At 75.7% G+C, this 9,923-nt stretch carries 11 protein-coding genes; 9 read left to right on the top strand and 2 right to left on the bottom strand.

Annotation, left to right across the window (positions count from 1 at the left end; genetic code table 11):
- The 4 genes from allB to ADY01_RS27220 form a co-directional block, all read left to right on the top strand.
- On the top strand, positions 1 to 1,020 hold a 1,020-nt coding region (allB, locus tag ADY01_RS27235), incomplete at its 5' end, for an allantoinase AllB (RefSeq protein WP_049578813.1).
- A complete protein-coding gene (gene alc / locus ADY01_RS27230; protein WP_049578811.1) occupies positions 1,017 to 2,168 on the top strand; it encodes an allantoicase in 1,152 nt (383 codons plus the stop codon). The genes allB and alc, both read left to right, overlap by 4 nt.
- Before the next feature lie 100 nt (positions 2,169 to 2,268).
- Positions 2,269 to 2,721, top strand: a complete 453-nt coding sequence (locus tag ADY01_RS27225) for a ribonuclease domain-containing protein (protein WP_078900651.1) — start codon at positions 2,269 to 2,271, stop codon at positions 2,719 to 2,721.
- A 248-nt stretch (positions 2,722 to 2,969) separates the two neighbouring features.
- Positions 2,970 to 4,205: a S8 family peptidase gene (locus ADY01_RS27220; RefSeq protein ID WP_078900650.1), complete on the top strand. Its 1,236-nt coding sequence runs from the start codon at positions 2,970 to 2,972 to the stop codon at positions 4,203 to 4,205.
- Positions 4,206 to 4,352: 147 nt separating this feature from the next.
- On the opposite strand, the gene ADY01_RS27215 is transcribed toward ADY01_RS27220, so the two are convergent.
- Together ADY01_RS27215 and ADY01_RS27210 are read right to left on the bottom strand one after the other, a co-directional pair.
- Positions 4,353 to 5,441 carry an amidase gene (locus tag ADY01_RS27215; RefSeq protein WP_324613339.1) on the bottom strand — a complete coding sequence of 363 codons (1,089 nt, stop codon included), beginning with the start codon at positions 5,439 to 5,441 and terminating at the stop codon, positions 4,353 to 4,355.
- A 440-nt stretch (positions 5,442 to 5,881) separates the two neighbouring features.
- A complete protein-coding gene (locus ADY01_RS27210) occupies positions 5,882 to 6,349 on the bottom strand; it encodes a hypothetical protein (RefSeq protein WP_049578806.1) in 468 nt (155 codons plus the stop codon).
- 332 nt (positions 6,350 to 6,681) lie between these two features.
- Here ADY01_RS27210 and ADY01_RS27205 point away from each other — a divergent pair, with 332 nt between their 5' ends.
- The 5 genes from ADY01_RS27205 to ADY01_RS27185 all read left to right on the top strand — a co-directional run.
- Positions 6,682 to 7,833, top strand: a complete 1,152-nt coding sequence (locus tag ADY01_RS27205; RefSeq protein ID WP_049578804.1) for an ROK family glucokinase — start codon at positions 6,682 to 6,684, stop codon at positions 7,831 to 7,833.
- A complete protein-coding gene (locus tag ADY01_RS27200) occupies positions 7,830 to 8,396 on the top strand; it encodes a hypothetical protein (protein ID WP_049578803.1) in 567 nt (188 codons plus the stop codon). Before ADY01_RS27205 ends, ADY01_RS27200 begins: the two co-directional genes overlap by 4 nt.
- A 95-nt stretch (positions 8,397 to 8,491) precedes the next feature.
- A complete protein-coding gene (locus ADY01_RS27195) occupies positions 8,492 to 9,202 on the top strand; it encodes a GNAT family N-acetyltransferase (RefSeq protein WP_107081841.1) in 711 nt (236 codons plus the stop codon).
- Entirely contained in the window at positions 9,195 to 9,506 is a 312-nt protein-coding gene (locus tag ADY01_RS27190) for a hypothetical protein (RefSeq protein WP_049578801.1), read from the top strand. The genes ADY01_RS27195 and ADY01_RS27190 overlap by 8 nt, the downstream gene beginning before the upstream one ends.
- Positions 9,503 to 9,923, top strand: a 421-nt coding sequence (locus tag ADY01_RS27185; RefSeq protein WP_049578799.1) for a hypothetical protein, incomplete at its 3' end; no start/stop codon positions are given. The genes ADY01_RS27190 and ADY01_RS27185, both read left to right, overlap by 4 nt.

Genomic DNA, 9,923 nt, shown 5'->3' with positions numbered 1-9,923 from the left:
GTCAAACGGGACACCGCCCGCCCCGCCGTCCACACCGACACCGGCTTCTGGGGCGGCGCGGTTCCGGGCAACGCCGCCGAGCTCGCGCCCCTGCACGCGGCGGGCGTCTTCGGGTTCAAGTGCTTCCTCTCCCCGTCGGGCGTCGACGAGTTCCCCGAGCTGGACCCGGACCAACTCGCCGCCGCCGTCGCCGAGATCGCCCGGTTCGACGGACTGCTGATCGCCCATGCCGAGGACCCGGGCGAGCTCGCCGCCGCGCCCTCGGCCGACGGCAGCCCCCGTTACGCCGACTTCCTGGCCTCCCGGCCGCCCGCCGCCGAGACCGAGGCCATCGCCCGGCTGATCGCCGTCGCGCGCCGGTACGGCGCCCGGGTGCACATCCTCCACCTCTCCACCGCCGCCGCGCTGCCGCTGATCGCCGAGGCCAGGGGCTCGGGCGTCCGCGTCACCGCCGAGACCTGCCCGCACTTCCTCACCCTCACCGCCGAGGAGGTCCCGGACGGCGCCACGGAGTTCAAGTGCTGCCCGCCCATCAGGGAGGCCGCCAACCAGGACCTGCTGTGGGCCGCGCTCGCCGACGGGACGATCGACTGCGTCGTCTCCGACCACTCGCCCTGCACCGCCGCCCTCAAGGTCCCCGACTTCGGCGCCGCCTGGGGCGGCATCGCCTCCCTCCAACTCGGCCTGCCCGCCGTCTGGACCGCCGCCCGCCGCCGCGGCCACGGCCTCGCCGACGTCGCCCGCTGGATGTCCACCGCCCCGTCCCGCCTCGCCGGGCTGAGCCGCAAGGGCGCCATCGCCCCGGGCCACGACGCCGACCTCGCCGTCTTCGACCCCGACGCCACGTTCACCGTCGACCCCGCCGCCCTCCACCACCGCAACCCGGTCACCGCCTACGCCGGGCGCACCCTGCACGGCGCCGTCCGCGCCACCTGGCTGCGCGGCCGGCTGATCGCCGAGAACGGCCACGTCGTGGAACGGGCCGGGCACCTGATCGAGAGGACAGAGGAGTCAGCGTGACGACCGTCTTCACCGGCCCCGCCCGCCCCTACGCCGGGGGCGATCCCTGGGCCGACCACCGCGCCCCCGACCCGGCCGACATGCCGTTCGCCCACCTCCCCGACCTCGCGGACCGGCGCGTGGGCGGCTCGGTCGTGGCGGCGAGCGACGAGTTCTTCGCCGAGCGGGAGAACCTGCTGCTTCCCGGGAGGCCGGTGTTCGACCCCGAGACGTTCGGCCGCAAGGGCAAGGTCATGGACGGCTGGGAGACCAGACGCCGCAGGGGTGCCTCCGTCGGCGCCCCGCACCCGGCCGAGGGGGACCACGACTGGGCGCTGGTGCGGCTGGGCGTCCCGGGCGTGGTGCGCGGACTCGTCGTGGACACCGCCCACTTCCGCGGCAACCACCCCCACGCCGTCGGCGTCCACGGCACCGCGGATCCGGACGCCTCCCCGGACGCCCCCGTCGACGGGGTCACCTGGCACGAGCTCGTGCCCCGCACGGAGATCGGCGGCCACGCGGCCCACGCCTTCGCGGTCGCGGTCGCGGTCGCCGGGGAACGCCGCCTGACCCATCTGAGGCTCTGCCAGTACCCGGACGGCGGCGTCGCGCGGCTGCGGGTCCACGGCGAGGCGGTGCCGGACCCGGCGTGGCTCGCGGCGCTCGGCACGTTCGACCTGATCGCCCTCGAACACGGCGGCATCGCCGAGGACGCCTCCGACCGGTTCTACTCGCCGCCCGTGCACACCATCCACCCCGGGCGCCCCCGCGCCATGGACGAGGGCTGGGAGACCAGGCGCCGCCGGGACGCGGGACACGACTGGCTGCGCTACCGCCTCGCGGGCCGGGGCGTGATCCGCGCCGTCGAGGTCGACACCGGCACCTTCAAGGGCAACGCGCCCGGCTGGGTGGCGCTTTCCGTCCGCGACGCGGAGACCGAGGGGGGCGCGGGGAACGGGGAGGAGCGCTGGCACGAGGTGATGCCGCGCACCCCGCTGCGGCCCGACGCCGTGCACCGCTTCGTCCTGGACGCGGCGCCGCCCGCCACGCACGCGAGGCTCGACGTCTTCCCGGACGGCGGCATCGGGCGGCTGCGCCTGCACGGCTCCCTCACGGACGAGGGCGCACGCCGGCTCGCACGCCGGTTCTCGGAGCTCGGCGGAGGCTGAGGGGAAGGTGTGGAGCGCTCGCACCCACGCGTGAACTCCCGGGGAAAATAGTGGAGTCACCGTTGACGGGGCCGACGCTACGCGCGTCACACTGGTTGGCATGGGCATGAATAGCTTCTCCCGCGTCCTCTCCTCGACCGCCAGGGCCGGTGCGCTCGGCGCCCTGGTCACGACCCTGTTCCTCGGCGGCCAGGTCACGGCCGCCGCCGCGCCCGCCGACTCCGCTGCCCTCACCCCCACCACCGCGACGGCCGTCCAGCCGCTGGCGTTCGGCGACATCTGCTACAGCGACCTGCCCGCCGAGGCGTACGACACGCTCGACCTCATCGCCGAGGGCGGGCCCTACCCGTACCCGCAGGACGGCGGCACCTTCTACAACCGCGAGGGCCTGCTGCCCGGTCAGCCGACCGGCTACTACCACGAGTACACCGTGGAGACCCCCGGCAGCCCCGACCGCGGCGCCCGTCGGATCGTGACCGGTGACTCCTTCGAGGAGGACTACTACACCTCCGACCACTACGCGTCGTTCGACCTCGTCGACTACGCCTGCTGACCAGCGTCCCCCCCACCGGCGCCGGGACCGTTCCCCACACGGTCCCGGCGCCAGGGCGCGGTCCGCGAGCCCCGGCCGCGCCGAGCGGCGCCGCCCGGCGACCGCGGACGACCCGCACCTCCCCGTCGGGATCTGGCCTCAACGGCGTCGAGAGGCAGCGGAATCACGCCTTCGAGTGATATCCCACCGAATGGCCGCCCGTGGATACTGGTCGCGCTTGCACCAACACTGCATGTGATGGGAGCGCTGTGCGTCGACTTCTCGCTGTCTCGGCCGCCTTGGGTGCGGCCGTTCTCTCCGCGGTCGGTCCTCTCTCCTCGTCCTCCTCCGCCACCTCCGTTCCCGCCGCGTCCTCGGCCGCGGCCGAGACCCGTTCCGAGCCCGCGCCGCTGCGCCGCGCGGCCGATCCCATTCCCGGCCAGTACATCGTGACGCTGGACGAGGACGCCTCCACCGAGGCCGTGACGACCATGGCGGCGCCCGAGGTGGAGCCGCTGTTCACCTATACCTCTGCCCTGAACGGCTTCGCCGCCGAGCTCACGGCGGAGCAGGTGGAGGCGGTCAGGGCGCAGCCGGGCGTGGTGGCCGTCGAGGAGGACGGCATCGCCTCGGCCACCGAGATCGCCCCGGCCGACCAGATCGCCGCGGCCGATCCCCTCGCGCCCGCCGCCAGTTGGGGCCTGGACCGGATCGACCAGCGCGTTCTCCCGCTCGACCACCAGTACAACGTCGCGCGCACCGGTGCCGGGACCACCGTCTACGTCGTCGACTCGGGCATCGACTTCTCGCACTCCGAGTTCGGCGGGCGGGCCCTGCGCGGGCCCGACTACGTGGGCGACGGCCTCGGCAGCGCCGACTGCAACGGCCACGGCACCCATGTCGCGGGCACCGTCGGGGGCGCGACCTACGGCGTCGCCACGCAGGTGTCCCTGGTCAGCGTCCGGGTCCTCGGCTGCGACGGGCAGGGCGCGTGGTCCGGGATCATCGCGGGCTTCGACTGGGTCGCGGCGAACGCGCGGCAGCCCGCCGTGGTCAACGCCTCGCTCGGCGGCGGCTACAACCAGGCGGCCAACGACGCGGTCGACCGCCTCGCGAGCCGGGGCGTGCTCCCCGTGGTGGCCGCGGGGAACGACAGCATCGACGCCTGCCAGGTGTCGCCCGCGAGCGCGAACTGGGCGCTGACCGTGGGCGCGACCGATCCCAACGATGTGCAGTCCTCCTTCAGCAACCACGGCCAGTGCCTGGAGATCTACGCACCGGGCCGGGACATCCTCTCCGCCAGGATCGGGGGCGGCATCACCTCGAAGAACGGCACCTCCATGGCCAGCCCGCATGTCGCCGGGGTGGCCGCCCTCTACAAGTCCGTCAACCCGGGGGCGAGCGTCCAGGATGTCGCGTACTGGCTGATCGGCCAGTCCACCAAGGGCGTGCTGCGGGTCTCGCCGGGCTCGCCGAACCAGCTCCTGTTCACCAGCGGCCTCTGACACGCCGGGCCCCCGGCCCACCCGTCCGTCCGTGACGAGCCCGCGCCCCGGCCCAGCCGCCCGGGGCGCGGAGCCCGTTCGCGGGCGCCGGGCGCTCGGGCCCCGGACGCTCGGGTCGCGGGTGCTCGGACCGGGGGCGTCGGCAGGTCAGGGCGTCGGTGCCGGAAGGACGGTCGTGGCCGGGGTGGCGCGCGCCAGCGCCAGCAGCAGCGCCTCGTCGCCATGGCGGGCGACCAGGTGGAGCCCGACCGGTTCGCCGTCGGGGGTGTGGCCCGCGGGGAGGCTGACGGCCGGATGGCCGCTCAGGTTGAACGCCCAGGTCAGTGCCGGTGTCAGGCGCTCTCCCGGGCCCTGGTGGCCATGCGGCGGGAACGGCGTGGTCGGGGTGGCGATCAGGTCGGCGGCGGCGAAGATTACGGCGAGCCCCTCGTCGTTCAACGTCCGGACGCCGGGCCGGGGTTGCCGCCCGGCCGAGGCCCGCAGCTCGGACCAGGCGGGGGCCGGGTCCCGCAGCCGCACGGGCACGTCCACGAGCGTCGCCGGAGTCCTGGCCAGCAGGTGCGACAGCGCGGCCCGCGCGACCTCGGCCACCTCCGGCTCCACGCGCGCGAAGCCGAGCGTCGCCGACCACGTCACCCGGGCCCGCCGCCCCCGGCGCGCCTGCCGCGCCGCGGTGTCCGTGCGCGCCACCGCGTCCAGATAGGCGGCGGCGTCCTGGGCGTGCCGGGCGAGCGGGCCGCCGACGTTCAGCCCGGCCCGGTCACGGGCGGGCAGGCGGCCGTTGGTCGGCTTCAGCCCGATGACGCCGCACCAGGCCGCGGGGATCCGCACCGAGCCCGCGCCGTCGCTGCCGGTGGCCAGCGGCACCATGCCCGTGGCCACGGCCGCCGCGGACCCCGCCGACGAGCCGCCGGGGGAGCGGTCGGGCAGCCACGGGTTGAGCGTCGGGCCACGGTCGGTCTCGCCCCAGGTCTGCCACGGCGTGCCGCGACCCGGAATCGCGGTGGCGCCCACCGGCACGCAGCCCGCGCTCAGCAGCCGGCGGCTCTGCTCGGAGGTGCGGCCCTCGGTGGCCTTCACCGCGAGCGGCACCCCGGCCAGCGGCAGCCGTTCGCCCCGCCGGATCGCCTGGTCGACCGCGCGGGCCCGCGCGGTGGCATAGGTCGGCCAGGTCTCGGTGAACGCCCGCACCCGGTCGTCGAGCCGCTCGATCAGCCGCAGCGCCGCCGCCGTCACCTCGGCGGCCGACAGCTCGCGGGCGCGTACCGAGGCGGCGATCGTGGTCGCCGTCAGAGCGGTGTACTCGTCGTCGCGAATCGCTCAGCCACCCCCGGTGGCGCGCGGCCCGGCCCGCCGCTCGGCCGGCGCCGAGCGGACATCCGGCCGCGCCCCGGCCGGGAGGCTGCCGGAGGCGCGGCCGGACGTCCAGTCGAAAGGGCGGCGCACCGACTCTCCCTCTGGATCGAACGATGGATGTACCGCGTACCGCGCAGTGAACTGCGGTAACGGTCCGGCGTCAAGTGGGACTCTGGCCGGAATGCGATGGTCAACGGGTCGTCGGCGCGGCCGAGTTCGCGCTCCGCATCGCCCTTCGCACCGCCGACCGCATCGCCGACCGACGGGACCCGCGCCGGGAGCGCCGGGACCTCGACGGACTCGGCGTCAGGCGGGTTTCCTCACGACGCGGGACGGTAGTCGGTGATGCGCAGGCAGGGCTCGTAGCCCTCCTCGGCCAGTCCGGCCAGCGCGCCGGCCTCCGCGTCATAGGTGATGCGCGCGGGACGGCCCGCCTCGGGTCCGGAGAGGACGTAGTCGATGCGGACGCCGGCCTCCCCCCTCTCGGCCGTGCGGATCAGCCCCTCGATCGGCGGGGGCCCGTCCGCCAAGGGCGTCTCCCGGCCCGGCTCGTCCAGCGACTCGGCGGCCACCTGATGGGTGTCGGTGACGGTGATCCTCCAGGAGGAGCTGGTCTCCTCCTCGCACCCCTGCTCAAGCGTGTAGGCGTAGTCCTCCGCCTCCTGCCAGCCGTGCGGGAGCACCGGGTACGGCTCCGGCTCCTCCTCCGTGGCCGAGAGCCCCTCGAAGCTCACGCACGCCGCCATCGGCAGGCACAGCGCCGCCAACAGGACCCCGGTGGCGGTCACGCGTGCGTGGCTCGTCATGCCGCTTCGACGGGTCCGGCGGGCGCCCGGTTCCGGCCCCGCCGCGCGGGGAAGTCGTCGGCGCCCCCGAGGGGTCGGCGGCGGCGCACGCCTCCGCGCCCGGGGCCCTGCCCGGCGTCCGCCGGTCACCCGCTCGGCGGCAGCCGCGCTCCGGGGCTCGGCGCCGCCGCCCGCCCCCCGTGGTGACCGCCGCGCGCCCCGCGCGCCGGTGTCCGCGTGGCCGGTCGGCCGGGGGCCGGGCACGCGCGACGGGGAGCGCGAGCACCCACCGGGGGGCCGCCCGTCTCCCGGAGGCGTAGGGCACAATCGAGCCGATGAGTACCAACCGTGAACGTGCGAACCGCCAGTCGGCACGGACCACCGTGCTGCGCGCCATCGCGACGCGCGAGCGCCGTTCACACCTGTCCGCCCCCCGCGTGCCCACCGTCGGCATCGACATCGGCGGGACCAAGGTGATGGCGGGAGTGGTGGACGCCGACGGCACCATCCTGGAGCGCGTGCGCACCGAGACGCCGGACAAGTCGAAGAGTCCCAAGGTGGTCGAGGACACCATCGCCGAGCTGGTCCTCGACCTGTCCGACCGGCACGACGTGCACGCCGTCGGCATCGGGGCCGCGGGCTGGGTGGACGCCGACCGCTCGCGGGTGCTGTTCGCCCCGCACCTCGCCTGGCGGAACGAGCCGCTGCGCGACGCGCTGGCCTCCCGCCTGGTGGTGCCGATCATGGTGGACAACGATGCGAACACCGCCGCCTGGGGCGAGTGGCGCTTCGGCGCGGGCCAGGGCAGCGACCACCTGGTGATGATCACGCTGGGCACCGGAATCGGCGGCGGCATACTGGAGGCCGGACGCGTCAAACGCGGCTCGTTCGGCGTGGCGGGCGAGTTCGGCCACATGCAGGTCGTCCCCGGCGGCCACCGTTGCCCCTGCGGCAATCGCGGCTGCTGGGAGCAGTACAGCTCGGGGAACGCGCTGGTCCGCGAGGCGCGGGAGCTGGCCGCGGCCGACTCCCCGGTGGCCCACCACATCCTCGACCGGGTGGGCGGTCAGATCGGCGACATCACGGGGCCCCTCATCACCCAGCTGGCCCGCGACGGCGACGCGATGTGCGTGGAGCTGCTGGAGGACATCGGCCGTTGGCTCGGCGTCGGCATCGCCAACCTGGCGGCGGCCCTCGACCCGGCCCGTTTCGTCATCGGCGGCGGCGTCAGCGAGGCCGACGACCTGCTGATCGGCCCGGCCCGCGAGGCGTTCCGCCGTCATCTGACCGGCCGCGGGTACCGGCCCGAGGCCCAGATCGTCCGGGCCAGGCTCGGCGCCGACGCCGGCATGGTCGGCGCGGCCGATCTGGCCCGCCTGGTGGCCCGCCGCTTCCGCCGTGCCAACAGGCGCCGTGCCGAGCGCGCCCACCGTTCCCCCTTCGAACTGCGGCTTCCGCCGCGAGGACGGGCGGCCAGATCCTCATGACCACCACCCTCAGCCCTCCCCCCGCGGGCCCGCCCCAGCGCCCGCCGCACCGGCCACGCCGCCGCTGGCTGGCCGCCGTCGTCGTGGCGCTGATGATCGCGATCCCGGCCGGGTACCTGGTGCTCTCCGCCTACCAGAGCCGTGACAGCGGCGAGGACAAGGCCCGCGCCGCCTCCGCGCGCACCCTCGTCTACGAGTGGCCCAGCAAGGTGCAGCGCCGCATCTACAACGTGCCGATCCCCAGCGGCTCCGCCTATGTCGGCCACTTCGAGACCAACTCGTGGGAGCGCAGCAGGCTGTACGCCGAATTCCGTTGTTCGCCACGGCAGTTGAGCGCATTCATGGAGGACGCGGGGGCCGATGTCTCGGCGCTGGAGGAGGGCGAGGTCACCATCGAGGACGTCCACGCCGACGCGGTCGGCTGGCGCTTCGACGACCCGAGCCGCGATCTGGTGGGCGCGGTCGTCCGCGAGCCGGAGACGCACACCGAGGTCCGCGTGATGGTCGACATCACCCGCGAGGAGCGGCCCCGCGTCTACGTGCTCTCCACCACCGAGCCCTGACCCGCGCCGGGCCCGATGCCCGCCCGCGCGAGGCGCCCGGGTCCGCGAGGCCCCGCGGCACGGGCCGGGCGCACGCCTGGCGGATGATGGGGCGCATGAGTGGAGCGCTCGCCCGCATACTGGACGCCGCGGCGCGGGACGCGTTCCCGTCGCCGGACGGCTCCCACACCGTCGTCGCGCAACCGGGCCCCCGGGACGCCGGCGTCGTGGCGTTCACCGCGCACTCCGTCGTCTTCACCGACGAGGACCCCGACTGGGTCCGCGCCGCGCTGCGCGCCGTGCCGGGCGACTCGCTGGCGGCCGCGCTCAGCCCCGCGTTCCTCTCCGCGCTGACCGCCCGCACGGGCCGCCATGTGAACAACATCGACATGGTCACCGTCGCCCCGCCGCTGCCGGGCCCGCCGGGGCTGCCGCTGCGCGAGATCGATCCCGACCCCGGGAACGCCCGGGTCGGGCGGGCCGTGCTGTTCCGCGACGACGTCCGGGTCTGGGCCACCGACGGCGGCATCCTCGTCATCGGCCGTGGCGTCGCCCGCCGTTGGGAGGTGGCCCTCCAGGTGGACGACGAGGCCAGGGGGCGCGGCCTGGGCCGCGCCCTCGCGCGGGCCGCACGCCATCTCGTGCCGGAGCACACGCCGTTGTGGGCCCAGCAGGCCCCGGGCAACGCGCGCAGCGTCCGCGCCTTCCAGGCCGCGGGCTTCCGGCCCGTCGGCGCCGAGGCCCTTCTCGTCCCTTCCGCAACTGGCGGCACGGGTGAGCAACCGCCTACGCTGAGGCCCGGGTTGAGAGCGGGGGACCATGCCTGAACGTCTGCCGGGGCACCGCCCCGCCCTGAAGGGGCCGCACTGGCGGCGCGCTCTCCTGGCCTGGTCGGGCGTCCTCGCCGCCCTCGGTGGCCTCGCCCTGGCCGTGCTGCTCACCCTCGCGGGTGCCTCGCCCGTGGTCGGCGTGCCGGTGGGTGCCGCGTTCGCCGTGCTGGCGCTGGCCGTTCTCGCCCAGGCCCTGGCCCCCGCCCCGTCTGGCGCCCGACCGAGCGCGAACACGACGCCGGGCCCCGGCTGTTCGCGCAGCAGGGCCGCCAGTTCGCCGAGCGCCTCGACCAGTTGGTGAACGGCGGCGGCGACCCGGCGGTGGTCTCCGCGCTGGACGCGGCCCGCGCCGTCGCCCGCGAACTGCTCGAAGCGGCCGAGGCCGCCGCTGGGGTCAAGGAGCTGGCCGGAACGGTCTCCGCGACCGAACTCCGGGACCACCAGCGCCGCTTGGAGCAGGAGGCCGCGGCGCTGCCCTGGGGACCGCTGCGGTCCGCGCGGCAGGCAGCCGCCCGCTCGAGCGCCGCCTGGGCCGCGTACCGGGAGCACTGGGACGCGGTGAGCGGCCCGTTGACCGACGCCCTGGAGACGGCCACCGGCCGCCTGCGCGAGGCGCAGCGCGGCGGAACGCGGCAGCTGAAGCGGCAGACCCCCGACCCCGCCCGGCTGCTGGAGGACCTGGCCGCCGCCCGCGACGCGCTGGCCCGTACCCCCGCGC

This window comes from Streptomyces sp. SBT349 (assembly GCF_001083795.1).
In the GTDB taxonomy this organism is placed as follows: domain Bacteria; phylum Actinomycetota; class Actinomycetes; order Streptomycetales; family Streptomycetaceae; genus Streptomyces.
The sequence above is the reverse complement of the archived record's forward strand: the minus strand, read 5'-3'. Positions and strand labels throughout refer to the sequence as shown.

Excerpts from the sequence above, each read along its gene's own strand:
- ADY01_RS27190 (WP_049578801.1), top strand. The coding sequence starts at position 9,195 with ATGCCTGAACGTCTGCCGGGGCACCGCCCCGCCCTGAAGGGGCCGCAC.
- ADY01_RS27205 (WP_049578804.1), top strand. The coding sequence starts at position 6,682 with ATGAGTACCAACCGTGAACGTGCGAACCGCCAGTCGGCACGGACCACC.
- ADY01_RS27195 (WP_107081841.1), top strand. The coding sequence starts at position 8,492 with ATGAGTGGAGCGCTCGCCCGCATACTGGACGCCGCGGCGCGGGACGCG.
- ADY01_RS27225 (WP_078900651.1), top strand. The coding sequence starts at position 2,269 with ATGGGCATGAATAGCTTCTCCCGCGTCCTCTCCTCGACCGCCAGGGCC.
- ADY01_RS27200 (WP_049578803.1), top strand. The coding sequence starts at position 7,830 with ATGACCACCACCCTCAGCCCTCCCCCCGCGGGCCCGCCCCAGCGCCCG.